This is a genomic window from Bacillus sp. KNSH39 (assembly GCF_052656585.1).
Window position 1 is genome coordinate 4,030,715 of the sequence record NZ_JBQXYO010000001.1, and the last position, 25,865, is coordinate 4,056,579.

26 protein-coding genes and 3 riboswitches are annotated in these 25,865 nt (G+C 35.5%); of the genes, 15 read left to right on the plus strand and 11 right to left on the minus strand.

Annotated features, from left to right (window positions below):
* Nucleotides 1–209: 209 nt before the first annotated feature.
* Nucleotides 210–986 carry an SDR family oxidoreductase gene (locus tag ACUL40_RS20680; RefSeq protein ID WP_002182367.1) on the plus strand — a complete coding sequence of 259 codons (777 nt, stop codon included), beginning with the start codon at nt 210–212 and terminating at the stop codon, nt 984–986.
* A gap of 38 nt (nt 987–1,024) precedes the next feature.
* Here the strand turns inward: ACUL40_RS20680 and ACUL40_RS20685 are convergent, their stop codons facing one another.
* From ACUL40_RS20685 to ACUL40_RS20700, 4 genes are all read right to left on the minus strand, one after another.
* The gene (locus ACUL40_RS20685; protein WP_000527136.1) at nt 1,025–1,693 is read right to left on the minus strand and encodes a methionine ABC transporter permease; all 669 of its coding nucleotides are present in this window, start codon (nt 1,691–1,693) and stop codon (nt 1,025–1,027) included.
* Nucleotides 1,668–2,708: a methionine ABC transporter ATP-binding protein gene (locus tag ACUL40_RS20690; protein WP_445423058.1), complete on the minus strand. Its 1,041-nt coding sequence runs from the start codon at nt 2,706–2,708 to the stop codon at nt 1,668–1,670. Before ACUL40_RS20690 ends, ACUL40_RS20685 begins: the two co-directional genes overlap by 26 nt.
* Before the next feature lie 12 nt (nt 2,709–2,720).
* Nucleotides 2,721–3,533, minus strand: a complete 813-nt coding sequence (locus tag ACUL40_RS20695; protein WP_050252107.1) for a MetQ/NlpA family ABC transporter substrate-binding protein — start codon at nt 3,531–3,533, stop codon at nt 2,721–2,723.
* Nucleotides 3,534–3,617: 84 nt separating this feature from the next.
* A riboswitch (SAM riboswitch) is annotated at nt 3,618–3,732 on the minus strand.
* Nucleotides 3,733–3,812: 80 nt separating this feature from the next.
* The gene (locus tag ACUL40_RS20700; RefSeq protein ID WP_144561154.1) at nt 3,813–4,721 is read right to left on the minus strand and encodes an NAD(P)-dependent alcohol dehydrogenase; all 909 of its coding nucleotides are present in this window, start codon (nt 4,719–4,721) and stop codon (nt 3,813–3,815) included.
* A 157-nt stretch (nt 4,722–4,878) separates the two neighbouring features.
* On the opposite strand from ACUL40_RS20700, the gene ACUL40_RS20705 reads away from it, so the two are divergent.
* From ACUL40_RS20705 to ACUL40_RS20725, 5 genes are all read left to right on the plus strand, one after another.
* The gene (locus ACUL40_RS20705; protein WP_000720580.1) at nt 4,879–5,643 is read left to right on the plus strand and encodes a DUF6612 family protein; all 765 of its coding nucleotides are present in this window, start codon (nt 4,879–4,881) and stop codon (nt 5,641–5,643) included.
* Between the two features lie 66 nt (nt 5,644–5,709).
* Nucleotides 5,710–7,146, plus strand: coding sequence for an FAD-binding oxidoreductase (locus ACUL40_RS20710; RefSeq protein ID WP_000746311.1), 1,437 nt, complete (start codon nt 5,710–5,712; stop codon nt 7,144–7,146).
* Entirely contained in the window at nt 7,143–7,676 is a 534-nt protein-coding gene (locus tag ACUL40_RS20715) for an MFS transporter (protein WP_000222361.1), read from the plus strand. Before ACUL40_RS20710 ends, ACUL40_RS20715 begins: the two co-directional genes overlap by 4 nt.
* Before the next feature lie 78 nt (nt 7,677–7,754).
* Nucleotides 7,755–9,473 carry a DUF3981 domain-containing protein gene (locus ACUL40_RS20720; RefSeq protein ID WP_000674047.1) on the plus strand — a complete coding sequence of 573 codons (1,719 nt, stop codon included), beginning with the start codon at nt 7,755–7,757 and terminating at the stop codon, nt 9,471–9,473.
* A 117-nt stretch (nt 9,474–9,590) separates the two neighbouring features.
* The gene (locus ACUL40_RS20725; RefSeq protein WP_224200803.1) at nt 9,591–10,850 is read left to right on the plus strand and encodes a multidrug effflux MFS transporter; all 1,260 of its coding nucleotides are present in this window, start codon (nt 9,591–9,593) and stop codon (nt 10,848–10,850) included.
* Between the two features lie 33 nt (nt 10,851–10,883).
* Here ACUL40_RS20725 and ACUL40_RS20730 read toward each other — a convergent pair whose 3' ends face one another.
* A complete protein-coding gene (locus ACUL40_RS20730; protein ID WP_000282860.1) occupies nt 10,884–11,330 on the minus strand; it encodes a hypothetical protein in 447 nt (148 codons plus the stop codon).
* Between the two features lie 273 nt (nt 11,331–11,603).
* On the opposite strand from ACUL40_RS20730, the gene ACUL40_RS20735 reads away from it, so the two are divergent.
* The gene (locus ACUL40_RS20735; protein ID WP_000756525.1) at nt 11,604–12,107 is read left to right on the plus strand and encodes a hypothetical protein; all 504 of its coding nucleotides are present in this window, start codon (nt 11,604–11,606) and stop codon (nt 12,105–12,107) included.
* 16 nt (nt 12,108–12,123) lie between these two features.
* On the opposite strand, the gene ACUL40_RS20740 is transcribed toward ACUL40_RS20735, so the two are convergent.
* Nucleotides 12,124–12,339 (minus strand): DUF3951 domain-containing protein, encoded by a 216-nt coding sequence (locus tag ACUL40_RS20740; RefSeq protein WP_000371388.1) that lies wholly within the window; start codon nt 12,337–12,339, stop codon nt 12,124–12,126.
* Nucleotides 12,340–12,506: 167 nt separating this feature from the next.
* Nucleotides 12,507–12,612: riboswitch (SAM riboswitch) on the plus strand.
* Nucleotides 12,613–12,748: 136 nt separating this feature from the next.
* Between ACUL40_RS20740 and ACUL40_RS20745 the strand changes: the two genes are divergently transcribed.
* Genes ACUL40_RS20745 through ACUL40_RS20765 form a run of 5 tightly spaced genes read left to right on the plus strand, consistent with a single transcriptional unit; the run spans nt 12,749 to nt 18,048 of the window.
* Nucleotides 12,749–13,666 carry an ABC transporter permease gene (locus tag ACUL40_RS20745; RefSeq protein ID WP_000289310.1) on the plus strand — a complete coding sequence of 306 codons (918 nt, stop codon included), beginning with the start codon at nt 12,749–12,751 and terminating at the stop codon, nt 13,664–13,666.
* A gap of 16 nt (nt 13,667–13,682) precedes the next feature.
* Nucleotides 13,683–14,687 carry an ABC transporter permease gene (locus ACUL40_RS20750; RefSeq protein WP_074047592.1) on the plus strand — a complete coding sequence of 335 codons (1,005 nt, stop codon included), beginning with the start codon at nt 13,683–13,685 and terminating at the stop codon, nt 14,685–14,687.
* Nucleotides 14,644–15,654: an ABC transporter ATP-binding protein gene (locus tag ACUL40_RS20755; protein ID WP_445423057.1), complete on the plus strand. Its 1,011-nt coding sequence runs from the start codon at nt 14,644–14,646 to the stop codon at nt 15,652–15,654. The genes ACUL40_RS20750 and ACUL40_RS20755 overlap by 44 nt, the downstream gene beginning before the upstream one ends.
* Nucleotides 15,651–16,424: an ABC transporter ATP-binding protein gene (locus tag ACUL40_RS20760; RefSeq protein ID WP_074047593.1), complete on the plus strand. Its 774-nt coding sequence runs from the start codon at nt 15,651–15,653 to the stop codon at nt 16,422–16,424. Before ACUL40_RS20755 ends, ACUL40_RS20760 begins: the two co-directional genes overlap by 4 nt.
* Before the next feature lie 13 nt (nt 16,425–16,437).
* Nucleotides 16,438–18,048, plus strand: coding sequence for a peptide ABC transporter substrate-binding protein (locus ACUL40_RS20765; protein ID WP_233935630.1), 1,611 nt, complete (start codon nt 16,438–16,440; stop codon nt 18,046–18,048).
* 16 nt (nt 18,049–18,064) lie between these two features.
* Here ACUL40_RS20765 and ACUL40_RS20770 read toward each other — a convergent pair whose 3' ends face one another.
* Nucleotides 18,065–18,532 carry a YusW family protein gene (locus ACUL40_RS20770; protein WP_001221552.1) on the minus strand — a complete coding sequence of 156 codons (468 nt, stop codon included), beginning with the start codon at nt 18,530–18,532 and terminating at the stop codon, nt 18,065–18,067.
* Between the two features lie 173 nt (nt 18,533–18,705).
* Here ACUL40_RS20770 and ACUL40_RS20775 point away from each other — a divergent pair, with 173 nt between their 5' ends.
* The 3 genes from ACUL40_RS20775 to ACUL40_RS20785 are packed head-to-tail and all read left to right on the plus strand — an operon-like array spanning nt 18,706 to nt 20,089.
* Nucleotides 18,706–19,605 carry a helix-turn-helix transcriptional regulator gene (locus tag ACUL40_RS20775; protein ID WP_000544202.1) on the plus strand — a complete coding sequence of 300 codons (900 nt, stop codon included), beginning with the start codon at nt 18,706–18,708 and terminating at the stop codon, nt 19,603–19,605.
* A 17-nt stretch (nt 19,606–19,622) separates the two neighbouring features.
* Entirely contained in the window at nt 19,623–19,814 is a 192-nt protein-coding gene (locus tag ACUL40_RS20780) for a hypothetical protein (protein WP_000922547.1), read from the plus strand.
* Nucleotides 19,811–20,089, plus strand: a complete 279-nt coding sequence (locus ACUL40_RS20785; protein ID WP_000156944.1) for a hypothetical protein — start codon at nt 19,811–19,813, stop codon at nt 20,087–20,089. Before ACUL40_RS20780 ends, ACUL40_RS20785 begins: the two co-directional genes overlap by 4 nt.
* Before the next feature lie 44 nt (nt 20,090–20,133).
* On the opposite strand, the gene ACUL40_RS20790 is transcribed toward ACUL40_RS20785, so the two are convergent.
* The 4 genes from ACUL40_RS20790 to proC all read right to left on the minus strand — a co-directional run bounded on the left by ACUL40_RS20790 (nt 20,134) and on the right by proC (nt 25,848).
* The gene (locus tag ACUL40_RS20790; RefSeq protein WP_445423056.1) at nt 20,134–21,774 is read right to left on the minus strand and encodes an ABC transporter substrate-binding protein; all 1,641 of its coding nucleotides are present in this window, start codon (nt 21,772–21,774) and stop codon (nt 20,134–20,136) included.
* A 405-nt stretch (nt 21,775–22,179) separates the two neighbouring features.
* Nucleotides 22,180–23,820 carry a peptide ABC transporter substrate-binding protein gene (locus tag ACUL40_RS20795; protein WP_139847212.1) on the minus strand — a complete coding sequence of 547 codons (1,641 nt, stop codon included), beginning with the start codon at nt 23,818–23,820 and terminating at the stop codon, nt 22,180–22,182.
* Between the two features lie 132 nt (nt 23,821–23,952).
* A riboswitch (SAM riboswitch) is annotated at nt 23,953–24,057 on the minus strand.
* Between the two features lie 152 nt (nt 24,058–24,209).
* Nucleotides 24,210–25,043, minus strand: a complete 834-nt coding sequence (locus tag ACUL40_RS20800) for an aldo/keto reductase (RefSeq protein ID WP_000604196.1) — start codon at nt 25,041–25,043, stop codon at nt 24,210–24,212.
* Between the two features lies 1 nt (nt 25,044).
* Nucleotides 25,045–25,848 (minus strand): pyrroline-5-carboxylate reductase, encoded by an 804-nt coding sequence (gene proC / locus ACUL40_RS20805; protein WP_000956251.1) that lies wholly within the window; start codon nt 25,846–25,848, stop codon nt 25,045–25,047.
* Between the last annotated feature and the right edge of the window lie 17 nt (nt 25,849–25,865).

A 25,865-nucleotide genomic window follows, 5' to 3' on the forward strand; every position in this document is an offset into this window, starting at 1 on the left:
TGAACTTGTAATGATTAGAAACTAGATAGATGAATTTTGCTCTCATAAGCGAGGGTTTATTTAGTCATCTGTAAATCATTCAAGGAATGCATATTTGGATTGTACATCCCTTTTATAAGGATAGGTGCCTATTTTATGTATCTGTCTTTTTTGTGGGAAAGTTTATATCTCTTATATAAAATATGCGTCCTTTAAACTTGGAGGAGTATATGATGAACCAATTAAAAAATAAAGTAGCAGTTATTACAGGGGTAAGTCGTCTAGATGGTATAGGCGCAGCGGTTTGTAAAGAATTAGCTGAATCAGGATACGATATATTTTTTACGTATTGGACAGCTTACGATAAAGAGATGCCTTGGGGCGTTGATAAAAATGAACAAATACAATTAAAAGAAGAGTTACTAAAAAACGGTGTTAAAGTCTCAAGTATGGAGTTAGATTTAACTCAGAATGATGCACCGAAAGAGCTTATAAATAAAGTTACTGAACAATTAGGGTACCCTCATATATTAATTAATAATGCAGCATATTCTACGAATAATGATTTCTCTACGTTGACTGCTGAAGAATTAGATAAGCATTATATGGTGAATATTCGTGCGACTACATTGCTCAGTAGTCAATTTGCCCGAGGATTTGATAAAAAATCTGGTGGTAGAATTGTGAATATGACTTCGGGGCAATTTCAAGGTCCTATGGTAGGAGAACTAGCGTATGCAACAACGAAGGGAGCTATTGATGCTCTTACTAGTACGTTGTCAGCAGAGGTAGCTCATTTAGGAATAACAGTGAATGCAATTAATCCAGGACCAACTGATACAGGATGGATGACTGAAGAGATAAAACAAGGGTTAAAGCCGATGTTTCCTTTTGGCAGAATTGGTGAGCCAAAGGATGCAGCTAGACTCATTAAATTTTTAGTAAGTGAAGAAGCTGAGTGGATTACTGGGCAAGTTATTCATTCAGAAGGTGGATTTAAAAGATAAAAAAGAAGGTATCTCACCTTAGTGAGATACCTTCTTTTTTAATCTTTCTTCAACCTTCGTGCAATACCATTCCCTAAAGACTGTAATCCTTGAACGAGGATAATTAAAATAAAGACAGTTGCATACATTACTTCAGGTTCATAGCGTAAATGTCCGAAGCGATATGCTAAGTCCCCTAGCCCACCAGCGCCTACAAGACCAGCCATTGCTGTTGCGCCGATTAAGCCAATCGTTGCAATTGTTAATCCAAGTACAAGGGAGGGACGAGCTTCTTTCACCATAACGTGCCAAATAATTTTTATAGTAGAAACGCCCATCGCTTGATAGGCTTCAATAACGCCGCGATCTACTTCTAATAAAGCAGTTTCCATTAATCGTGCAATATAAGGGGCCGTGAATACGACAAGCGGTACGATTACGCCTTGTACACCAATGGAGGTTCCCATTAGAAACTTTGTAAAAGGTAAAATGAAGAATAATAGAATGATAAATGGAAGAGAGCGAATGATATTAATAATTGTATTAAGAATTGGGTAAATGATTTTATTTTCGTGCTGCCCACCAGGTCTTGTTAAAACAAGTGTGACACCAAGTGGTAGTGCAATAAGGATAGAGATGAATAGTGAAATAGATGTCATTTGAAATGTTTGAATGGTTGCTTCCCATATGACTTTACCCCATTCATCCAAAAAGGACTTGTTTCCCATAATCTGTTCTACCTCCTTCTACGATGATTCCTTGCTCTTGTAAAAATGATAAAGCACGGTGGATTTCATTTTGTTCCCCTTGCATATGAATGACAAGTTTCCCGTATGCCTCATGTTTTAACTGTGTAATATTACCGGATAAAATATTTGGATACACTTGGAAACGTTTTGTAGCGATAGCTAACGCTGGTTCACCAGAAGAATTTCCTATAAATGAAAGTGTTACGATTTCTCCGGTTCTTTGTAGTTCTTTTTGTACTTCAGCTGGGATTTTTGCTGCAAATGCACTATTTACAAATTTCTTCGTTGTTACATGTTGTGGGTTTGTGAAGATCTCCTTCACAGTCCCGCTTTCAATTACTGCTCCATGTTCCATAACAGCAACTCGGTCGCATATACGTTGGATGACATTCATTTCATGTGTAATTAATAAAATTGTAATCCCGATTTCCTCATTAATCTTTAATAATAGGTCAAGAATAGAATCAGTTGTTTCTGGATCTAAAGCACTCGTTGCTTCGTCGCTTAATAACACTTCCGGTTCATGTGATAGTGCACGTGCAATGGCAACACGTTGTTTCTGGCCACCAGAAAGTTCACTCGGATAGGCATCTTTTCGATTAAAAAGATCGACAATACGTAAATACTTTTCTACCCTTTTTTCAATTTCTAATTTTGGAACGCCAGCAAGGCGTAACGGTAATGCGATATTTTCATAAACGGTAACAGTTTTGAGCAAATTGAATCCTTGAAAAATCATCCCGATTTTTTGTCTCGCTTTTGCTAGTTCTTTTGTAGACAGTGTTGTTAAATCTTGCTCGTTTACAATAATATTTCCTGTCGTTGGTTTTTCTAATAAATTTACACAGCGAATTAATGTACTTTTGCCAGCGCCACTATATCCAATGATTCCAAATACTTCGCCCTTTTTTACTTGGAGGGAAGTGGACTTAAGAGCTTCCACATTCCCCTTTTTTGTTGTAAATACTTTGGATACATTTTTTAATTCAATCATTATCGTCAGCTCCTACCAAGACGGTAAAACAGAACCATCAAATTTTTTCTCGATAAATTCTTTTACTTCTTTAGATTGATAAGCTTTCTTTAATTTATTTACAACAACATCATCTTTATTTTCAGTACGAACAACGACCCAGTTCACATAAGGCGAATCTTTGCCTTCACGGAAAATGGAATCTTTCGCAGGGCTTAATTTTGCACCTAATGCAAAGTTTGTATTAATTGCAGCTGCTTTTACTTCACTTAGTTGTGTTGGTAATTGAGATGCCTCTAACTCAACAATCTTTAATTTTTTTGGATTTTCAATTACATCTTTCGCAGTCGCTTTTTCTGTCGCTTTTGGATCCACTTTTAAAACCCCTGCTTTTTCAAATAACTTTAAAGCACGAAGTTCATTCGTTGGGTCATTTGGGACAGCGATTGCGTCGCCATCTTTTAATTCTTTTACATCTTTTATGTCTTTAGAATAGACGCCCATAGGGAATGTTACTGTTGAAAATACTTCGGTTAATTTCATATTACGTTCAGCTTTAAATACGTCTAAATATGATTTCGTTTGATAGCTATTTACATCAAGGCTTTTTTCATCGAGGGATACGTTTGGTGCTACATAATCATTAAATACTTTTATATCAATTTCGAGACCATCTTTCGCTGCAACTTCTTTTACCTTTTCAAAAATCTGCTCATGCGGCCCGCCTGTTACACCGACAGTAATCTTTTTCTCATCTAACGCTTTTACTTGTTTATCTGAACCTGCGCTACATGCGCCTAATAATAGTACCGCTCCGCTTACAATGCTTAATAATACTTTCTTCATCTATGATTCCCCCTTCATATACGTTCCAAAATAAAAAGCACCTCTCAAAATAAGAGAGGTGCCGAATAGACGAAATAGGTTCCTCTCTTATCTTCCAAAACGAAAACTCGTTTTGCAGGAATTAGCACCTTAGCTTATACGTTATAAGCTCGGTTGCCGGGCATCATCGGGCCAGTCCCTCCGCCACTCTTGATAAGAGTATGTGTATGTAGTTTTTTAATATGGTACTAATAGTAAATCTTACAAAAAAAATTGTCAATGTTATTTTCAGAAAATATTTTATTTTATGGTAATCGAAACGTTCCCCTTTTTATGTCCTTTTTCTACATATATATGAGCTTCAGCAATTTCTTCTAATCGGTAAGTTCTATCAATAACAGGCTTTAGCTTTTCTGTTTCAGCTAGTTGTTTTAGTAGGTTCATATCTTCTTTACTGACTTTTGCCATCATTCCGTTCACAGATACATATTTTCCATTAGGCATTAATGCATCTGTACAAAGAGACTTATTATATTTTCCAACTGCATCAAATATAATGTCATAGTGCTCGCCCCGCTTAGTAAAATCTTCTTTCATATAATCAATTACGTTGTCTGCCCCTAAAGCTGTTACTAAATCGAAATTCGAACTACTACAAATGGCTGTGACAGTCGCCCCGAAGTATTTCGCAAGTTGTACGGCAGCTGTCCCTACTGACCCAGAGGCGCCGTATATAAGTACTCGTTGCCCTTTTTTTATCTGTCCTTTTCTAAGGAAGTGCAATGCTGAAGTTCCGCCAAAAGGAATAACGGCAGCTTCTTCATATGTCACATTGGTAGGTTTTAATGCTATTAATCCACTTTCATGCACGCATGTGTATTCGGCATAACCACCAAGGTTTAGTTCTGTTAATGCAAAAATTTGATCTCCTTTTTTAAATTGAGTTACATCTGTTCCAATGTCTTCGATTTCACCGGATAACTCTACGCCAAGTATAGGTTTTCTCGGTTTTCTGAAACCTAATATGATCCGCATAGGAATCCAAAATAAGAGGGGGCTATTAAAGCCACGTATTCTACAATCTCCAGTCGATACACTTGTTGCGTGAATTTTAACTAATACTTCATTTTTTTTAGGTTTAGGCTTTTCTATATTTTGAAGTTGGAGAACATTAGGTGGTCCATACTTTGTGCAAATAATAGCTTTCATAATGACCTCCTGAAATGAGTTGTTATTATTTACATCATATTTAAACTTTTTCTCAAACATGTTGCTATATAGGAAATAAATTTAAAGAAGAATATTACGAATTATATAGATTTCATAGGAAAAGAGATGATATTATTTTTGGGAAGGAGGGGACGTTATGAAAAAAATTATTTTAATTTCAAGTTTAGTACTTGCAGTCGGTCTAGGAGTAGGGTGTAGTAATGAGAAAGCAAAAAAGACTGATGAACCGAAAAAAGAAGCTGTGCAGAAAGAAAAGGAATTAACAGCGAAGGATGTTTTTAATAAAGCGAATGAAGCTTTTAAAAACGAAGAAAATGTAACGATGACATATGATGTGGGAATAAAGGCTGAAGGAACAGAGATGAATGTAATAAAGGCCAAAATGCAATTAGAGCCGAAGAAAAAAAATTCTCGTTCTGAAATGAATGTTTCTGGTACAGAGGTTGTTGTTTATGATGTGGGTGGCAAAATTGCTGGTCAGTTGAAAAATCCTAATACGGGTGAAGTTATGTCTGTACCAGAGGAACAATTAAATGCTAACGGAATGAATGCGACTCAAGGAATGGTAGATAATTTAGAGATTCCATCGGAAATTTTAAATAAAGTGAAGATGGAGAAAAGTGGAGATAATTATAAGCTGAAGTTTGCATTAAAAGGGCAAGAGACAGAGAGTATGTTAGCTAGTATGGATGAAAAGCAGAAACAAATGCTACAAGGCCAAAATGCAAAGATAGAAGAAATAGATGGAGAATATATTATTACAAAAGATTTTAAATATGAATCAGCAAAGATAGATATGGTTATGAGTAGCAATGGTGAGGATAAAGCGCACATTATTACGGATGCGAAGTTTACATCGTATGATAAATTTGATCCAATACAATTGCCAGCAGCAAAGTAATCACTGTCAAGAGAGGTACCTGAAAGAACAGGTATCTCTTTTTGTTGCTAATAAGGAGAGTGTCCTTTGAAAAAAAGAAAGATAGTAGTGGTCATTGTTGCATATACGGTTTTGCTTGCAACGTCTGTACATACGTATAAAAAACAAATTGATCATCCTATTATGAGTGATGTAGGTAAATTGCTTCCGACAAAAATAAAACGTGTTGAAAGTGCTACGGAAGAGCACTCGTTAATAAAATTAGTGCGAGATGCAAAAGTTTCAGGAGAGAAAATTTCCATTGCAGGCATGCAACATAGCCAAGGAGGACAGACATATTATCCAAATGGCACGATGCTCGATATGAAAGGATATAATAAAATATTAGAATTTGATCCAGAGAAGAAGCAGATTACAGTTCAAAGTGGTGTCACGTGGAATGATATTCAGAAGAAAATAAATCCATATGGCCTTGCGGTACAGGTCATGCAGTCTCAAAATATTTTTACTGTTGGTGGTTCATTAAGTGTAAATGTACACGGGCGTGATATTCGTCATGAGGCACTAATTGATACAGTAGATTCATTTAGATTGTTAATGGCAGATGGCACGGTACGTAATGTAAGTAGAGAAGAAAATGCAGAGTTATTTCCATATGTCATTGGGGGTTACGGTTTATTTGGAGTTATTTTAGATGTGACGCTGAAGTTAACAGATGATGAATTATATGAAATGCACACGAGAATGATAGATTATAAAGAATACGTATCTTATTTCAAAGAGAAAGTGAAAAGAGATGAAAATGTTCGTATGCACTTAGCGCGTATTTCTGTTGCTCCAAATTCATTTTTAAAAGAGATGTATGTGACAGATTATACTTTGGCACAAAATCAAAATATGAGAGAAGAGTACAGTGAATTAAAGGAAGAAAATATTATAGCGGTACCGAAATTTTTACTTGGATTATCACGTTATAGTGATTGGGGAAAGAATACATTTTGGGATATACAAAGAGGTTATTTTGAACGTACAGATGGAAAGTATGAGACGCGTAATAATGTTATGAGATCAGATAGTGCTTTTATGGAATATGAAAATCCAAATAGGACCGAAGTGTTACAAGAATACTTTGTGCCTATAGATGCTTTCACGGAGTATATAGATGATTTACGTAACGTATTAAATGAAGAAGAGTTTAATTTACTCAACATTACGATTCGTTACGTGGAAAAGAATGAAAATGCAGTTTTGTCCTATGCGAAAGATGATATGTTTGCGCTGGTTCTTTTGATTAACCAGGGACGCTCAGAGAGTGAGATAAAGAAAACAGAGGATGTCATTCGGAAGATGATTGATGTTACTTTAAAGCATAACGGTAGTTACTATTTGCCGTACTATTCTTATCCAACGAAAGAGCAGTTAAAGAGGGCATATCCTCGTATTGAAGAATTTCTCAAGAAAAAGAAGGAAGTAGATTCAGAAGAGAGATTTGTGAATTTATTTTATAGGGAGTATACGAAATGACATATAGAAGATTTGTGGCTTCGCAAAGTATCATCATGATGGCAGGAAGTATGGTATTTCCTTTTTATATATTATTGCTTCGAAACGTTGGAAATAGCTTCTCGCAATTTGGCTGGGCGTATGGCTTATTTGCTTTAACATCAGCACTTGTATATCCACTAGTGGGAAAGATATCTGATCAAGTAGGTGATAAAAAATTATTAATCATATACGCTTGGTCCATGGCAATCTTAATGCTTTGCTTTCCGATTGCCACGGAAGTATGGCATGTATATATTCTTCAAATTGTAATGGGCATTTTAGGTGCTGTGCAGCGTAATACTGAGAAGACTTCGTTAGCACGAAAGGTTGCGCAGGAAAAGGCTGGTTATGAGATTGGAAAATACCATGTGTGGACATCCATTGGCGGAGCAGTAGCGGTTATTGCCACGGGATATTTAGTAGATTTCTTTACGATTGGTACAATTTTTTATATTGCATCTATTCTATATGTAGTGAGCGGGATTGTATTAAGTAGTAAAAAAATATAACTATTCCTATTTTCACCTTAATACCCTTTATTTGTTATACTAAAAGGGAATACAAAAGAAAAGGGGACAGTGCCTTTGATGAAATTTGTAGTTTTAGCTATTCTTACTTTGTTTTTGATTCCATGGACAAGAAGTAGTAGTAAGCTTCGAGCAGTGGATAAGAAGGGAGATAAGAAGGTTGTAAAGGGTAAGAAATCATCTATTTTAGTTATTCCTGTTTTATTTTGGATAGGTATTGCAATCTATGAATACTTTTGGCTAATTGATGATCGGGTAGACTCGATTCTTACTCATTATTCTGTTGCAGTAGCAATTTTAATTGGGCTTGTTTTATTTTCACAAGATCAAATAGGGAAATTAGAAGGCACATTAAAAGGACTTCTAATGTTTATTTTACTCGCAAGTTACGGCTACTTTGGTTATTTGCATGATATAGTAATCTCGCAAAAGAAATATGATTCTGTTGTTAAGGTAGAGAAAGATATTTCAGAGCCATTTACTGAAAATGACCAGCCGTTTACAGTGCCGCCAAAGACAGCGGAGAATAAGATGAAAAAAGTATTTGGTGATATTCCAAAAGTAGCTTATTTTGAGCTAGGAGAATTAACGCCACAAATGGTAAACGGCGAGGCTTTATATGTAGCGCCGATTGAAGTTTCAGGATTTTTTAAAGCGCGTAAAGCTGAGACAATTCCAGGGTACGTAACGATGTCAGGTACGAATCCTGATGCGGAAGCGAAACTGCACCTCGGTTATAAAATGAAATATGTGCCAAGCATGTTTTTTGGTAATAATTTAGAGCGTGTGGTAAGGCAAGCAGAACCAAATTTAATCTTTAAAGGAAAACCTAAATTTGAGGTTGATGATAAAGGAAAACCATATTATACAATGACGTATGGTGAATTTATTTCAGGAAGATCTGGATTTGAGGTAGAAGGTGTTGTCGTAGTAGATGCACAAACAGGTGAAGTGAAAAGATATGATAAAGGAAAGGCACCTAAATTTGTTGATGGTGTATTAAATCATGAGACTGCATCTACGTTAAATACGTACTTTGGTAAATATATTCACGGATTTTGGAATACGAAATTCTCACAAACAGATATGAAAATTCCGACTGAGTGGGGAACGAAAGAAGGCGTGACCCCGATCTTTGGTAAAGATGGAACACTGTATTATTTTACAGACTTTACTTCTCCAAAAGAAGGAGTAGATTCAGCCCTAGGCTATTCATTAGTAGATGCACGCACAGGCAAGCTATATTACTATAATGGAAAAGAAGTAAAGGGGATTATGGATGGTTCAGCAGCTACAGAAGTAGTAGATAATTCCTTTAAGAGAGAGAAATGGCATGGGACAATGCCTGTCATTTATAACGTATACGGTAAACCAGCTTGGATTATTCCGGTTGTCGATGACGGAGGCCTAGTACGTGCACATACAGTTGTATATGCTGCTAATGCAAAAATATTTGCGACAGGTTCTTCGCAGAAAGAAGCGCTTGAGAATTATAAAAACGTAATGAGCGGTAATGGTGATACATTTAGACCAACCTCAACAGGAAAAGAAGCGCAAAAAGAAGGTATTGTACAACGTGTATATAAAGAAAAATCAGGTGAAAATACAATCGTGTACGTACTTTTAGAGAATGAACAAAAGGTATTTATGATACCGGTGAAGAAATTCCCATATGCTATGTTTACAGAAGTAGGAGACCCAATTCAAATTACATATTTAGATACGGGAGAGATGATGTCCTCAGTATCTAAATTTACGAATAGCAATGTGAAAAAGTAAAGCGATAGAATTTCTATCGCTTTTTTTACATTATGAAAGAGGAAAATGCGCTGTACTTGACGTATGTTTATGATGTAACTATAATTGTTACGATTCAGTTTGTATAGGAAAGGGTGAATTGAAAAAGTGAATGAAGTTAATCACGAAATATATAAACCTGTAAAGGCAAACAGGTTATGGATGATTCTTGTATTAGGAACACTTACGGCGATTGGACCATTATCTATTGATATGTATTTGCCTTCATTACCGAAGTTAACGGATGATTTGCAAACAGGTGCATCCCTCGCGCAGCTTACATTAACAGCTTGTTTGCTTGGGCTGTCAGTAGGACAATTATTTGTTGGCTCAATTAGTGATATTTACGGAAGACGCAAACCTCTTATTATTGCTCTTATTATTTATGTTGCTTCTTCTTTACTTTGTGCTGTTGCGCCATCTATTTGGACATTAGTGTTATTGCGCTTCCTACAAGGAGCTTCAGGATCAGCCGGGATTGTTATATCACGTGCGATGGTACGTGATATGTATTCAGGTTCTGAAATGACGAAGTTTTTCTCACTGCTTATGTTAGTAAACGGAGCAGCGCCTATTTTGGCACCGATTATTGGGGGGCAATTATTACAGTTTACAACGTGGCGCGGTGTTTTCATCGTTCTTGGAGCAATAAGTGTATTCATGTTAATCTCAGCTACTTTTGTATTGCGTGAAACATTACCTCCTGAAGAAAGAGAAACGGGTGGTTTGTCAGGGACTTTGGCGACGTACGGAAAATTGTTAAAGGACCGTCTGTTTATGGGATATGCATTGTCACAAGGATTAGTAACAGCGGCAATGTTTGCATACATTTCGGGCTCACCATTTGTGTTGCAGAACATATACGGAGCATCACCACAGCAATTTAGTTTATTCTTTGCGATTAACGGCATCGGTATTATTATTGCTAGTCAGGTAACGGGTCGTTTAGCGGGGAAAGTGAATGAGAAGACATTATTTGTTGCTGGTATTATTATCGCAGCTGTTGGTGGCCTATCTTTACTACTGACAATCGTACTAGGAATAGGTTTAATCGGTGTTTTATGTTCGTTATTCCTTGTCGTATCAAGTGTCGGGGTTGTATCAACAACTGGGTTTTCATTAGCGATGAGAAATCAGAAACAAGCTGCAGGAACAGCATCAGCTTTATTAGGCTTATTACAGTTCATTTCAGGAGCTCTTGTTGCGCCGCTAGTAGGTATCGGTGGAAGTAATACAGCATTACCGATGGGGGTTGTTATTGCGCTTTGTGAAGTAGGAGCAGTGTTATGTTATCTATTTATGGCCAGAAGAAGTGAGAAGCAGTTTGAACTGCAGCAAAAACAAAATTTAGAGGCTTAACAAAAAAGAACTGATTCAAAGGGAATGTTTGAATCAGTTCTTTTTTTCATTTCTTTGAAATACCTCATACATATTATTCATGATCGTATCATATAAAACAGCAAGTTTATCCCACACCCAGCGATTACTATCGACTTCTTTTTCCCCACAGTCGATAATATCGGTATGGTCAGTAATTTTATACGCTTTTTTAACGATAATAGGAGCAATCTTCGGTATACGTGGGATTTCCTTTAAGGTATCTGCAAAGTTTCCAATGTAGACATGACCGATGATTTCGATTGTTAATGATTTATCCGATATATTGAGCACGGTATGAAATTGATTTGTATGTTGTTGTTTTAAATATTGAGCTAACTTAAATGGAGCATGCTTCTTCTTTAATACGCGGCGAAGGCTCTCTGTATTTTCGATATGAAGTGATTTTTCGCGAATAAGGACACGAATATCTTCTCCCATAAAAGGTATTGTGTTGTACATAGATGATTCTCCTTAAAACCTTACATATGTTTGCGTTATGCATATGTAAGTCTAGCATGGTTTGTTCTTTATGTGTGCTTACAGTTTTGTAAGGTGAGTAGTAAAGCAGTGCAAAAGTTATTTGTATAAAGTGACGATACTGTGACAAACATGTTGGTATACATGTTACGATGTCGTCTTAAGTGTAAAAAGTAGGATGTTCTCGGTATAATAACAAGTGGAGATAAAAGAAACTATAATGAGTAGTAGCTGTAGATAAAAGGAGAAGAAGAGATGAAGAAGGTTTTGGGTATTGCTGTAATGGGAAGTATGATCCTTCTAGCAGGATGTAATGGAAATAAGGATACGAAAGAACCGAAAGAAAAGGTAGAGCAATCTACAGAACAAACAGAAGAAATGAAAGAATACCTTGCAGTACATGAAAAATACGATTTGAAAATGAATAAAGAAATTAATAACGCACTGCAGTTATTTGAAGTGGCAAAAGAAAAGGGCGGTAAGGAAATAACGACTGCTACATATAAAGAAGATGTGCAAAAGGTAACAACTAGCATGTTAGAAGATATTGATCATATACGTAAAGAAATTCGTGTTCCAAAATCGAAAGAGCAAGAACATGAGGTATATGTTGGTTTCTTGAATGAATCAGAACAAGCAATGAAAAAATTACAGAAGTTAGCTAAAGAAGAAGATTCATCGTTGATTCGTGATATAGAAATTAATTTTGCAACAGCATCGACATACTATAAACGTTTTCAAGCAGAAACGAAAAAATAACCTTGCCTATGCAAGGTTATTTTTTCTTCTTGCCATCTCCATCTTCATCCTCGGATACTAATATCTTCTGTTCTTCGTGAAATTCGGAAATAGTTTGCCCGGTAATATTATCGAAAGGGGTATAAAAAGAAGTGATACTTTTCTTTTTGATGAAGAGTTTGTAGAAGCCGATGATGACAAGTATAACGATTGTTAAGGGTAATCCTATAGTAGCTAGAAGTAAGGGGTCCATCTTATAACTCCTTTCATATCTTTTTTTATTATAAGCGAAATACGATATAGATAAATAAAAGTATTAAAAACTGATTTTTCTAAATATATCCAATTTGATTGACTTTTCATTTTTTCAGAATTATAATTCGAAATATACAATTTGAACCAAATAATAATATAGCAATTTACTTATCCAGAGAGGTAGAGGGACTGGCCCTATGACACCTCAGCAGCGGGTTCTGTAATAGGAACACCGTGCTAATTCCAGCAAGCAAGTCTTGAAAGATAAGTGATGGGCCTTTGTTTATTAAGCCTTGATCTTATTTTTTAAGATCAAGGCTTTTTGTATTCTAAAAAGAGAAAAGGGAGTAATGGAAAAAGTACGTTTATAAAACTAAGTAAATATATGTGTTTAGGGGGTTATTAGGGTGTATGTAATTAAAAAATTATCAGTTATGGTGTTCACGCTATGGGTTATTACGACGGTGACATTTCTAATTATGCATATTATTCCGGGGGATCCATTTTCATCAGATGCAAAAATCTTTCCTGAAGAAGTGATCCAAAACATGAGAGCGAAGTATCACCTTGATGAACCGTTATGGAATCAATATGTTGCTTATTTAGACGGCGTAGTTCATTTTGATTTTGGTGAATCTGTTCAATCAACCGGGCAAGGTGTATCAGAAATTATAACAACTGGTTTTGGTCCATCAGCAATTATTGGTTTACAAGCACTTATTATTTCATTGCTAGTCGGAATTGCTGCAGGTACATTTGCTGCTCTCTATCATGGGAAGGTAATTGATTACGGTGTAAGTTTACTTGCCATCCTCGGTATTTCTATTCCGAGCTTTATTTTAGCACCACTATTTATACAAGTATTCGCTATTCAATTCGAGCTCTTACCAGTAGCTTCTTGGGGTACATTTGAACATACGGTATTGCCATCCTTTGCATTAGCGTTAGGACCAATCGCAGTGATTACAAGATTTGTTCGCTCTAATATGATCGAAGTACTGCAGAGTGATTATATTAAGTTAGCGAGAGCGAAAGGTATACCGATTAAGAAGATTATTATAAGACATGCTCTTCGAAATGCAATTGTTCCGGTACTTACATTTGTTGGACCATTAATGGCGGGACTTTTAACAGGTACTTTCGTTATTGAAAAGATTTTTTCAATTCCTGGTCTCGGAAAATATTTTGTAGATAGTATTTTTAATCGAGATTATCCAGTGATTATGGGAACAACCATTTTTTATAGTGCACTTTTAATTGTATGTATTTTTATTACAGATATTATTCATCGTATTGTTGATCCACGTATTCGTTCTATTACGTAAGGAGGGGGATGTTTAGATGGGAGCTTATGAAATTAATGACCAGTTATTAACAAATGAAGAGAAGAAAGAATTAACGATAAATAAAGATCAGCAAAAGATTAGCCGAAAGAAAGAAGTGTTTCGTAAGTTTGTATCGAATCCAATCGCAGTTTTAGGATTAGTGACGTTATTACTCATTATTGTTTTCTCACTTGTTGGTGAAAGTTTAACGCCATTTACTGCGAGTGAACAAGTAAAAGAGGCAACAAACTTACCACCTAGTAGTGAGCATTGGTTCGGAACAGATGATTTGGGAAGAGATATATGGGCACGTACTTGGGCTGGTGGGAAGATTTCACTAACAGTTGGATTAGTAGCAGCTGCCCTCGATATAGGTCTTGGTGTACTGATTGGTGGATTTAGTGGATATGTGAGAGGACGTAATCGCCTTGGAACGCTAATTGATGAGTGGATTATAAGAGGAATTGAAGTATTATACGGCATCCCATATTTATTAATTGTTATTTTACTATTAATTGTTATGAAACCAGGTCTTTTCACCATTATTATCGCTCTTGCATTAACGGGATGGATTGGAATGGCTCGTCTCATTCGAGCACAAGTATTGTCTTTAAAACAACGAGAGTTTGTTATTGCAGCAGAGCGATTAGGTACATCACATATGAAAATTATATATGGGCATTTAATTCCGAATTTAACAGGGATTATTATCGTGAATTTATCATTTACAATTCCAGCAGCTATTTTTTCAGAATCATTTTTAAGCTTTATCGGACTAGGAGTGCAATCACCGGCAGCAAGCTGGGGGACGATGACGAATGATGCACTTGGGACATTATTGAGTGGGGAATGGTGGCAGCTATTCTTCCCAGCAATCATGATTGCTCTCATTATGTTCGCATTTAATGCAATTGGTGATGGTTTGCAAGATGCGATTGATCCAAAAATCGTCAAACGAAATCGAAAGGAGAAAAAACATGGCACAAATCTTATCTTTAGAAAACGTAACGTTAGCCGTTGAAAAAGAGAATAGTAAGCAAGCGATTGTGAAACATGTTTCCTTTTCTATTAACGAAGGTGAAATAGTTGCACTTGTAGGAGAAAGTGGTTCGGGAAAAAGTGTCACAGCACAATCCATTATCGGCTTGAATCATGAATCAATTCATATCGATGATGGGAATATAGCTTTCCAAGCAAAGGAATTAACGAATTTACAAGAGTCAGAATGGAATCAAATTCGCGGAAAAGATATTTCCTTTATATTTCAAGATCCGCTTTCATCTTTAAACCCAACGATGAAGGTAGGCAAACAAATTACAGAAGTAGTTTTGCAACATGGGAAAAAATCGAAAAGAGAAGCGAAGGAAATTGCGATTAACTTGTTAACAGGTTTAGGGATACATGAAGCAGAGAAACGCTTTGAACAGTACCCACATCAATTAAGCGGAGGTATGAGGCAGCGTATTTGTTTAGCAATTGCGTTTGCTTGTCACCCAAAGCTTGTAATTGCAGACGAGCCGACAACAGCGTTAGATGTAACGATTCAGAAACAAATTATGGGGCTATTAAAAGAAAGAAAAGAAAAACAAAATACGAGTATTTTATTAATTACACATGATTTGGCACTTGTACGTGAAGTAGCTGATCGAGTAGTTGTTATGTATGGGGGACGTGTCGTTGAAAAAGGAACGATAGAGGAAGTGATAGGTTCCCCTAAACATCCATACACAAAAAGCTTACTACAAGCAATTCCGAATATGGATGATTCTGAAAAGGTATTACGTGCTATAGAAGGAACGACACCTTCCATTGAAACATTAAATAGCTTTGGTTGTCCTTTTGTAAATCGTTGTCCAGTAGCGATAAAAGAATGTATTCATCGTTTTCCAGAGAGAACCACATATTCTAAGGAGCATAGTTCACATTGTTGGCAACATGTTCTAGAGCATAATAAAGCGAAATCAAAAGAGAAGGTGAATGCCTCATGACGACAGATTTAATTACTATAAAGCAAGTAAAGAAAACGTATGGAAGTAAAAGTAAAGAAATCACAGCGTTAAAAGACATATCACTTTCTATTCCGAAAGGAACAACACTTGGCATTATTGGTGAAAGTGGTTCAGGAAAAACAACACTTGGTAAGCTCATAGCTGGGATCGAGAGCCCAACGTCTGGTGAAATTGATTATAACGGTCAAGTCGTTCACAAGTTGAAGGCAGCTCATAAACGTGATTTCTTACAGAAAGTACAGTTCATTTTTCAAGATTCCACAGCAGCATTAAATCCGCGCTGGAAAGTACGCGATAGCGTAACGGAAGGTTATATTTCATTCCGTTTAGGTGATAAAGGATTAAAGGATAAAGTAGCAGGTGATGCGCTAGAACGTGTGGGATTAGATAGACGATATATCGATCGCTATCCGCACGAATTTAGCGGAGGACAACGTCAACGAATTGCTATTGCAAGAGCGTTATTGTGTGAGCCAGAAGTATTGATTCTTGATGAACCAATTTCAGCATTAGATGTTTCATTGCAAATTCAAATTGTACATCTGCTGCAAAAAATTCAAAAGGAACAAGGCTATACATATTTATTTATCGCACATGATTTGCCGATGGTTCACTATTTATGTGAAAAAGTGGCTGTCTTATATAAAGGAGAACTTGTTGAATTTGGAAATACGGACGAAGTGTTCCGTAATCCACAACATTCTTATACAAAAACATTGTTAGCATCAACACCAAAAATTTCGGGTTAAAGGAGAGTGTAGGATGAAGAAGTTTTTACTGTTTATCATTATGACTGTTTTAGCGATTACTTCGGTCGCTTGCGGTAAGAAAGAGACGCAAAAGGCGAGTGCTGGTAAGGGAGAAGGCGATCGATTAGTAACGAATATTGGTAGCGATCCATATACACTTGATTCCGCTATTGCGACAGATAGTACTTCAGGTTATGTAATTGGACATTTATTCTCAAGCTTATATACACAAGATAGTGATGGAAAATATCAAAATGAATTAGCAGAGAAAGAAGAAGTAAATGCTGATGGAACTGAGTATACAATTCATTTAAAGAAAGATATTAAATGGTCAGATGGTTCTCCTATTACAGCAAATGATTTTGAATTTGCATGGAAGCGATTATTAAATCCGAAAACGGGTTCTATGAATGCGACAGAAATGTATTTTATTAAAGGGGCAGAGGCATACAATACTGGAAAAGGTGAAGAAGGACAAGTTGGTATTCAAGTTGTTGATCCTCAAACATTAAAGGTAACACTTGAGCACCCAGTGTCTTCCATTAAACAAAAATTAGCAAGCTCATTATTCATTCCATTATCAAAAAAATCAATTGATGATAATAATAAATTAAAAACAGATCCAAAAGAGTTAATTACGAACGGACCATTCACATTAAAAGAATGGAAGCATAATCAGGCTATTACGGTACAAAAAAATAAAGAATACTATGATAAAAAGGTAACATTAAAAGAAATTGAGTTTCGTATTATTCCAGATTCTAAAACAGCGTACCAATTATACAAATCAAAAGAATTAGATTTACTAAGTAGTTTACCGCAAGAAATGATTGAGAAAGAAAAAGGAAATAAAGAATATAAACGTGTTGCAGGATTTTCATCTTATATTTATTCGTTTAACGTAGAAAAAGAGCCGTTCACAAATGCGAAAGTACGTAAAGCATTCTCATTAGCAGTTGATCGTAAGTTTATTGTTGAAAAACTGTATAAAAACAATGCACAAGAAGCAAATGCATTCGTTCCAGAAGGAGCAAAAACACAAAGTGGGCGTGATTTCCGTAAAGAAAAAGGTGGTTACGTTAAATTTGATCCAGCAGAAGCGAAAAAATTATTAGAAGAAGGTATGAAAGAACAAGGCTGGTCTACATTACCTGAAGTAACATTAAAATTCACTACAGATACACAACATAAAAAAGTAGCAGAAGCAATGCAAGAAATGTTTAAGAAAAATCTTGGCGTAGATATTAAATTAGAAAATAAAGAGTGGAAGAGTTACATCGACACATATAAGCAAAGTGATTTCCAATTAGCTTATATGGGATGGGGCGGTTCTCTATTAGACCCAATTACTAAATTAGATTTATATGCAGGTGATGGTCCAAACAATTATGCAAAATGGCATAATAAAGAATTTGATGCTTTAGTGAAGGAAGCAGAAGTAGAACAAAATGAAGATAAGCGTTTTGATTTATTGCATAAAGCGGAAGATATTATGTTTACAGATTCACCATTAATTCCAATTATATTCCCGTCGGATTCCTATTTACAAAAACAAACGGTATCTGGACTTCAATATTATGTTGGATCTAAACCAGATTTAAGATATGCAAAAATAAAGAAGTAGGCAACCGCCTACTTCTTTATTTTATTTCTCTTTTATATTCTTTTTTCGTTCCATCAGAGAAGACAACTTCTAAATCGAATTTTTGATAGTCTTTATCAAGTTTGAACACGTTCACTACTTGATCGATTACTTCTTGGTCAGGAGTATCTTTATCAAATTTTAATTCTTGTAGAAGTGGGCTTAATTTTGTGATAGCCTCGTCTCCTGTTAATTTTACATCTGCTTTATGATCTTCAATTTTTGCTTCCATTTTCTTGTCAGCTGCTACATTTTTATAGTCTGCTTCGTAGTCTTTCTTTGTATCTTGGTAGTCTGCCTTTAAATCGAATTCATTGAAGTTTAGTTTTAAATCTGCAGGAGCCTCATTTTTTGCTTCTTCAGTCGTCTTTTTATTAGAAGTTGTGTCTTCTTTGGCAGGAGCTTTACATCCTGTTAATGCAGGTACTAGCATAAGAGCTAATAAAACTGATAGTAGAATTCTCATTATAAATTCCTCCTTATGTAAATTCGTTCTATACAAGTTTTTCCCAAAAACATGTAATTATGTATGTGTTGAAAATAAATTATTATCCTGCAGTCACAAGGACTAATCCGCAATTTAAATCAAAAACGATTTGTATGTATATGGTAAATTGAAGTTGTGAGGGAGGGGCTAAAATGCATGAAGAATATAAAGAGATAATAAAAAAATCAATTGAATATATAGAGAATCACTTACATGAGGAGCTTACAACAGAAAGAGTGGCATCCCACAGTGCAGTATCGATGTACCATTTTCATCGCATCTTTCAAAGATATGTTGGGATGAGTGTAACAGATTATATTCGAAAGAGAAGGTTAACTCATGCTGCGCAAGTTTTAGTGTCAACGGAGAGAGCTGTTATTGATATTGCAGTGCAATACGGTTTTTCCTCACAAGAGGCATTTACGAGAGCTTTTAAAAGAATGTTTCAATTACCACCAAAGAAATATCGAAAGTACTTTCAGTCATTTTATATAGAAAGAGAGGGTGTTTCAATGCAAAAAGGTATACCGAAAGGATGGATCTTAAGTGGAAGTCATCCTGCTGAATATGAGATGGGTTTAGATTATGAAGTTGTCCATCAAGGAAAAGTATCTGCATACATAAAAGCAAAAGAGAATGTTACGCATGGAGGATTTTCAACATTAATGCAAATGTTCCGAGCGGATAAATATGTAGGGAAGAGATTACGTTTTACAGCATTTATTAAGAGTGAAAATGTAAGAGATTGGGCAGGATTGTGGATGCGAGTAGATGGAAAAGATACAGAACCGCTCGCTATGGATAATATGCAAAATCGCCCCATTAAAAATACGAATAACTGGCAATCGTACTCGGTTGTATTAGATATAAAAGAAGAAGCACTTGGTATTGCATTTGGTGTTTTATTATCAGGAGAAGGTTGTGTGTGGCTAGATAGTATTCGATTTGATGAAGTAGATGAAAAAATCCCTTCAACAGATTTGGCAGAGAACTTTTATGAAACACTTTTAGAAGATCCGGTGAATCTACAGTTTGAAGAAGTAGAAAAATAAAAACAAGGAGAAAAGATATGCTCAAATATGTAAAACTAATAAGTATTAGTTTAGTAATATCGTCTTGTATTATGGGAATTAATTATTTAGTTAGCTATCTTTGGTCAGGGCATATACCTTCTTTGACGTGGAGAACATATTTGATGTTTGTGTTTATATTTATGATGAGTTTTGGTTCAATGCAAAAAGAAGGAAAAGAGGATTATTGACAATAGTCTTTTTCGCCTTTCTTTCATTAACACAAATGGTTGTAACTGTGCCACATGAAATGCTTTCTAAAACATATCAAACAATTAGTGAATTATTTCCTGCAACATATGCAGCGAATGGCTATTATACAATAATATTTGGAGGAGTTAGTTTAGAGAGAAATATTATTTCATTATTAGTTATTGTATTGGTTACACAATCAGTAGCAGTGATGACTTTAGCTATAAAAGGAATGGTAAAGGGAAGAAGAAGCTCTGTAGTTAAAGAAGTATAAAATAAAAAGGTATCCTCGGTGGGATACCTTTTTATTAGCACTTATTATTTTGTAACTTCTGTCCACTTGTAGTTAAACTCACCACCGAAGTCAGTTGTTACAAGTCCTTTAATGAAAGAGCGTTGTAAGTAAGAACGGCCTTGTTGGTATAAAGGAGCGACAGCGCCGTCTTGTAATAGAATTTTTTCAGCTTGCTTCATTGCTTCAAAGCGTGCTTTTTCATCGCCAGCTAAATCTGTTTTCACTTTATGAATTAGCTCATCGTACTCTTTGTTAGAGTATTTATCGAAGTTATAAGCACTATCTGTTGTAAATAAATCTAAGAATGTAATTGGATCAGCGAAGTCAGGGCCCCAGCCGTCAATACCAATTTCATAGTCACCACTTAATAGTAGTTTCAACTGTTGTTTACGTGGTTGTGGTTTTAAATTCACTGTTAATCCATCTAGGTTTTTTTCTAATTCACCTTTTAAATATTCACCAGTCTTTTTAGCTAAAGCATTGTCACTTGTTAATAGTTCGATTGTTACTTTGTCAGTACCAAGTTCTTGTTTTGTTTTTTTCCAGTTTTCTTTCGCTGTTTTCACATCATCCTTGACTAGATTTCCATTTTCTTTACGGAAGTCATTGCCTTCTGGACTCTTTGCAAATTTCGCAGGAACCATTCCTTCAGCTGGAATAGCACCGTTATTTAAAATTGTTTCTACGTAAGCCTTTTTATTCATTGCGCCGTTAATAGCAAGGCGTGCATGTTGATTTTTTAATGTTTCATTTTTCTGATTTAGTCGTAAGAATTGAATGCCGACTTCAGCGCGTTCCTTGAAGTTTGGATCGCTCTTATATTTATCAACAAACTCTGCAGTTAAAGCAACGCGATCAATTTGTCCTGAATCATATAAGTTCACTTCTGTAGACTTATCTTTAACGACATTGAAGTTGATTTCTTCTAATTTTACCGTTTTAGCATCCCAATAGTTAGGGTTTTTCTTCAATTGGAAACTTTGTTCGTGTTTCCAGTTATCTAATGTGAAAGCACCGTTGTAAATTAAATGATTTGTTTCTAAACCGTATTTATCGCCCTGAGACTTTAAGTACTCTTCATTAATTGGCAAGAATGTTGAGAATGTCGTTAAGCTTAAGAAGTAAGGAACAGGACGGTCTAGTTGTACTTCTAACGTTTTGTCATCAACAGCTTTGACCCCTAGTTGATCAATTGGTAATTGTTTTTGGTTTATTTGTTTCGCATTCTGTACATCGAAGAATAAGAATGCGTATTCAGCTGCTGTATCAGGATTTACGGCACGTTGCCAAGCAAAGACGAAGTCCTTTGCTGTAACAGGAGTACCGTTTGACCATTTTGAATCACGCAGATGGAATGTATATTTTGTTTTATCGGGACTAATGTCAACCGACTCAGCAACACCAGGAATCGGTTTGTTATCTTCTCCCATTGCATATAGCCCTTCAAAAACATTACGCATTACGTTCATGGATTCCCCATCCGTTGCTTTTGCAACATCCATTGTTGGAATTTCTGAAGCGAATGATAAGTTAATTGCCTGTTTATCAGGTGCTTTATCGTTTGCTTTCGCTCCGCTTGCATTATCTTTATTTCCCCCGCAAGCAGTTAGTAATAGACTTGCCCCTAAAACAGATGCAACAACAGGTACAACTTTTTTCTTCATTGTTCGTTCCTCCCTAAATGTGTTGTTCGTAACGTCATAATGTCCGTGTCTTGAAGTAGCTATAGAAGGAGATAAAACCTATTATAAATATTTGTTTATAGGTAATCAGGTGTTCTATATGTATATACATGTCGAACTATAATCTATCGTTATATGTTTCAACGTAGTAGACATTATATTTTGATGGTGAAATATTTTGTTTCTTTGATTATTTAGAATATTAACACTGAAAAGAACTATATGTCAATAATAAAAATAGATTGTTAATTTATCAGAATAATATATTAAAAAAGCAGATTCTCATGTGTGAGAGAACCTATTTTTAATATATTTTGCTAAAAAAACAATTGGTGTGGGCTAATAATAAGTGGGGATGAAGAAACCCCCGCTTATTAAAGTTTCACTTTATTTTTCAATTTTTGTCCACTTGAAGTTTAATTGACCTGCAAAGTCTACTTGCACAATTCCTTTCACATAAGAACGTTCTAAATAAGATTCGCCTTTTTGGTAAAGAGGAGCGATAACAGAGTCTTTAAATAATATTTTCTCGGATGCTAGTAATGCTTCCCAGCGAGCTTTTTCATCACCAGCTAAAGTTGTTTTCACTTTTGCTATTGTTTCATCGAATTCCTTATTAGAGTAATGATCTAAGTTATAAGGGTTATTCGTTGTAAATAGCTCAAGGAATGTAATTGGATCCGCAAAGTCAGGGCTCCAGCCATCAATTCCGATTTCGTAGTCACCTTTTAATAAAAGCGAAACTTGTTGCTTACGCGGCTGAGGTTTTATATTTACTATTAATCCATCTAGATTCTTTTCTAGTTGTCCTTTTAAGAATTCACCAGTTTTCTTATCAAGGTCAGCATCACTCGTTAATAATTCTAATGTTATCTTTTCAGAACCAAGCTCTTGTTTAGCTTTTTTCCATAACTCTTGTGCAGATTTTGTATCAACTTTTGTTAAATCGCCGTTTGCAGTACGGAAGTCTTTTCCTTCAGGTCCTTTTGCAAAGTTTTTTGGAACGAGACCAAATGTTGGTGTAGAGCCATCATTTAATAACGTATTTACAAAGGATTTTCTATCAATTGTTTGATCAATTGCTTGGCGTGCAGAAACGTTTTGAAGTACTTTGTTTTGTTGATTCATACGTAAAAATTGTACGCCTACGTTTGGACGTTCTTTAAAGTTAGCATCCTTTTTATATTTATCGACGAAGTCAGATGTTAGTTTTATACGATCTAATTGTTTTGACTCGAATAAATTTACTTCTGTTGATTTTTCTTTTACGACATTAAAATTGATTTCTTCTAGTTTGACAGTATCTTTATCCCAATAGGTAGGGTTCTTCTTAAATTTAAAGCTTTGTTCGTGCTTCCAATCGCTTAGTGTAAAAGCTCCATTGTACAAGATTGTATTATCTTCTAAAGCGTACTTATCACCTTGTACTTTAAAGAATTCCTCATTAATTGGTAGAAATGTTGGGAACGCTGTTAAGCTAATAAAATAAGGAACAGGACGCTCTAATTCTACCTCAAACGTATGGTCATCAACTGCTTTTACACCAAGTTGGTCGGCTGGAAGTTCTTTGTTGTTAATTTTTGTTGCGTTTTTAATATCAAAGAATAAAAATGCATATTCAGAGGCTGTTGCTGGATCTACGGCACGTTGCCAAGCGAACACAAAATCTTTAGCTGTAACAGGAGTGCCGTTTGACCATTTTGAATCTCGCAAATGGAATGTGTATTTCGTTTTATCGCCACTTACTTCATGAGATTTTGCAACACCAGGAACAGGTTTGTTACCTTCACCAAGATTATACAAACCTTCAAATACGTTTCTCATTACTTGACCAGAATCAGTATCTGTAGCACGAGCCGTATCCATTGTTCGTATTTCAGTAGGTGAAGATAAGTTTAAAACCTGTTTACTAGGTGCCTCGTCTTTTGCATTTGCTCCGCTTGCTTCGTTTTTATAACTACCGCAACCAGTTAATAAAATACTTACTCCTACAACTGATGCAATACCGGGTACAAACTTCTTTTTCATTTGATTTTCCTCCTAAATAATTAAGTTTGGATGATGATGAGGGAAATGAAAAATAAAAAATCCCTCTTTTCATATTGAGAAAGAGGGATTTTTACGTACAAGTTATGCACCCGTATATAAACGAAGTCCCTCATTCTATCTTTCAAGCATAAAGCTTGCAGGAAGTGGCACAGTATTCAAAATGAACCTGTTGCCGAGGTTTCAAAGGGCCAGTCCCTCCACCTCTCTTGATACAATGAGTAAACGAATAAATTTTATTAATTTTTGTGTTTCTTTGATAATTCAAAATCTTACACCTTGAATAATGAAGTGTCAACTAAATGAAATATAGTTTAAATTTTCAGTTTTATTAAATAGAAAAACCACTGCATATGGCAGTGGTTTTTCTACTAGAAGTTAAAGTTATCTGGATCTGGACCAACGCGACGATCTTCATTTAAAGCTTGAATTGCTTTCATATCATCAGCACTTAATTCAAAGTCGAAGATGTTTGCATTTTCAATAATGCGATGTTCTTTAATTGATTTGGGAATTGTTACAACTTCGTTTTGTAAATCCCAACGTAAAATAATTTGCGCAGTTGATTTATTATATTTTGTCGCAATTTCTTGTAACGTTGGATTATCTAGTAGTTGTCCTTGCATTAATGGTGACCAAGCTTCAAGCTGGATATTATGTTCTTTACAGAATGCATGTAGCTCTTCTTGTGCTAAACGTGGGTGATATTCCACTTGGTTGACCATTGGCTTAATTTCAGCAATTTCAAATACGTCTTGTAAGTGGTGAATGTGGAAATTACTCACACCGATAGCGCGAACACGGCCATCTTTATAAAGTTTTTCTAATGCTTTCCATGATTCAGTATATTTCCCTTTTACAGGCCAATGTACTAAATATAAATCTAAATATTCTAGACCTAATTTCTCTAATGTAGTTTCAAATGCTTGAAGTGTTGTTTCATATCCTTGATCGCTATTCCATACTTTTGAGGTAATAAATAATTCTTCACGTGAAACACCGGATTCACGAATCGCTTGTCCAACGCCTTCTTCATTTTGATAGATTGCTGCAGTATCGATGCTGCGGTAGCCATTTTTAATTGCTGCTTTTACAGAATCAATTACTTCTGAACCATCTTCTACTTTAAAAACACCTAAACCAAACCAAGGCATTTTTACACCGTTATGTAATGTTGTATAATCTTTTAAACTTGTTAAAATCATATTATTTCCCCCTAGCTTTTTTGTTTGTTGCTTCTACTGCTTTTTGAATTGCCTCTGAAAAATTATATTCGTATAAAGTTTTGAGACCCTCAGCTGTGGAACCACCTGGCGTTGTTACTTGTTCGCGAAGGTTAGCTGGATTTTGCGTTTGTTCAAGCATAGAAGCAGAGCCAGAAATCATTTGAATGACAAGGTGTTTTGCGGTTTCTTCATCAACTCCATAACTTTTTGTTGCTTCAATTAAGCTTTCAGCAAAGTAATAAAGGAAGGCTGGTGCACTTCCAGTAACTGCAGTAAGCTGATGAACTTCTTCCTCAGTACAAAGTTGCGAAGTACCAATACCTTTTAAAAGTAGTTGCAGGGTTTCTTGATGTATCTCGTTTACTGATTGTCCCATTGTATATAAGGAGATAGACTTTCCAATTTCAGCAGCTGTATTAGGCATAATCCAAGCAACAGGCGTGCCTTTTGGGAGTCTAGCTTCTAAATAAGATGGTCCAATGCCAGCTGCTACTGTTACGACTAGTTGATTTGATATTAACGGAGATAGCTCAGCTAATAACTCTTCATGAGCCGAAGGTGGCATTGCTAAAACAACCGTATCAACAGATGTAACATGCTGTTTCCAATCTGTTGTAGTAGACACATTATATTGATGTTGTAACTGTTTTAGCTTTTCTATGTTGCTTCGGTTAGAGACGATAATTTCTTCGATGTACTCTTTGCTTGTTTTAAGTAATCCGGAAAATATAGCTTCTGCCATACGACCGGCACCAATAAATAAAATTCGATGTTTAGTTAGCATATCCTTTATTCCTTTCT

Coding starts and splice junctions, on each gene's coding strand:
- ACUL40_RS20735 (WP_000756525.1), top strand. CDS start 11,604: ATGAAGAAGGTTTTGGGTATTGCTGTAATGGGAAGTATGATCCTTCTA.
- ACUL40_RS20685 (WP_000527136.1), bottom strand. CDS start 1,693: ATGGGAAACAAGTCCTTTTTGGATGAATGGGGTAAAGTCATATGGGAA.
- ACUL40_RS20730 (WP_000282860.1), bottom strand. CDS start 11,330: ATGTACAACACAATACCTTTTATGGGAGAAGATATTCGTGTCCTTATT.
- ACUL40_RS20680 (WP_002182367.1), top strand. CDS start 210: ATGATGAACCAATTAAAAAATAAAGTAGCAGTTATTACAGGGGTAAGT.
- ACUL40_RS20715 (WP_000222361.1), top strand. CDS start 7,143: ATGACATATAGAAGATTTGTGGCTTCGCAAAGTATCATCATGATGGCA.
- proC (WP_000956251.1), bottom strand. CDS start 25,848: ATGCTAACTAAACATCGAATTTTATTTATTGGTGCCGGTCGTATGGCA.
- ACUL40_RS20750 (WP_074047592.1), top strand. CDS start 13,683: ATGGGAGCTTATGAAATTAATGACCAGTTATTAACAAATGAAGAGAAG.
- ACUL40_RS20705 (WP_000720580.1), top strand. CDS start 4,879: ATGAAAAAAATTATTTTAATTTCAAGTTTAGTACTTGCAGTCGGTCTA.
- ACUL40_RS20740 (WP_000371388.1), bottom strand. CDS start 12,339: ATGGACCCCTTACTTCTAGCTACTATAGGATTACCCTTAACAATCGTT.
- ACUL40_RS20770 (WP_001221552.1), bottom strand. CDS start 18,532: ATGAGAATTCTACTATCAGTTTTATTAGCTCTTATGCTAGTACCTGCA.
- ACUL40_RS20765 (WP_233935630.1), top strand. CDS start 16,438: ATGAAGAAGTTTTTACTGTTTATCATTATGACTGTTTTAGCGATTACT.
- ACUL40_RS20700 (WP_144561154.1), bottom strand. CDS start 4,721: ATGAAAGCTATTATTTGCACAAAGTATGGACCACCTAATGTTCTCCAA.
- ACUL40_RS20760 (WP_074047593.1), top strand. CDS start 15,651: ATGACGACAGATTTAATTACTATAAAGCAAGTAAAGAAAACGTATGGA.
- ACUL40_RS20690 (WP_445423058.1), bottom strand. CDS start 2,708: ATGATTGAATTAAAAAATGTATCCAAAGTATTTACAACAAAAAAGGGG.
- ACUL40_RS20720 (WP_000674047.1), top strand. CDS start 7,755: ATGAAATTTGTAGTTTTAGCTATTCTTACTTTGTTTTTGATTCCATGG.
- ACUL40_RS20775 (WP_000544202.1), top strand. CDS start 18,706: ATGCATGAAGAATATAAAGAGATAATAAAAAAATCAATTGAATATATA.
- ACUL40_RS20790 (WP_445423056.1), bottom strand. CDS start 21,774: ATGAAGAAAAAAGTTGTACCTGTTGTTGCATCTGTTTTAGGGGCAAGT.
- ACUL40_RS20780 (WP_000922547.1), top strand. CDS start 19,623: ATGCTCAAATATGTAAAACTAATAAGTATTAGTTTAGTAATATCGTCT.
- ACUL40_RS20795 (WP_139847212.1), bottom strand. CDS start 23,820: ATGAAAAAGAAGTTTGTACCCGGTATTGCATCAGTTGTAGGAGTAAGT.
- ACUL40_RS20755 (WP_445423057.1), top strand. CDS start 14,644: ATGGCACAAATCTTATCTTTAGAAAACGTAACGTTAGCCGTTGAAAAA.
- ACUL40_RS20695 (WP_050252107.1), bottom strand. CDS start 3,533: ATGAAGAAAGTATTATTAAGCATTGTAAGCGGAGCGGTACTATTATTA.
- ACUL40_RS20800 (WP_000604196.1), bottom strand. CDS start 25,043: ATGATTTTAACAAGTTTAAAAGATTATACAACATTACATAACGGTGTA.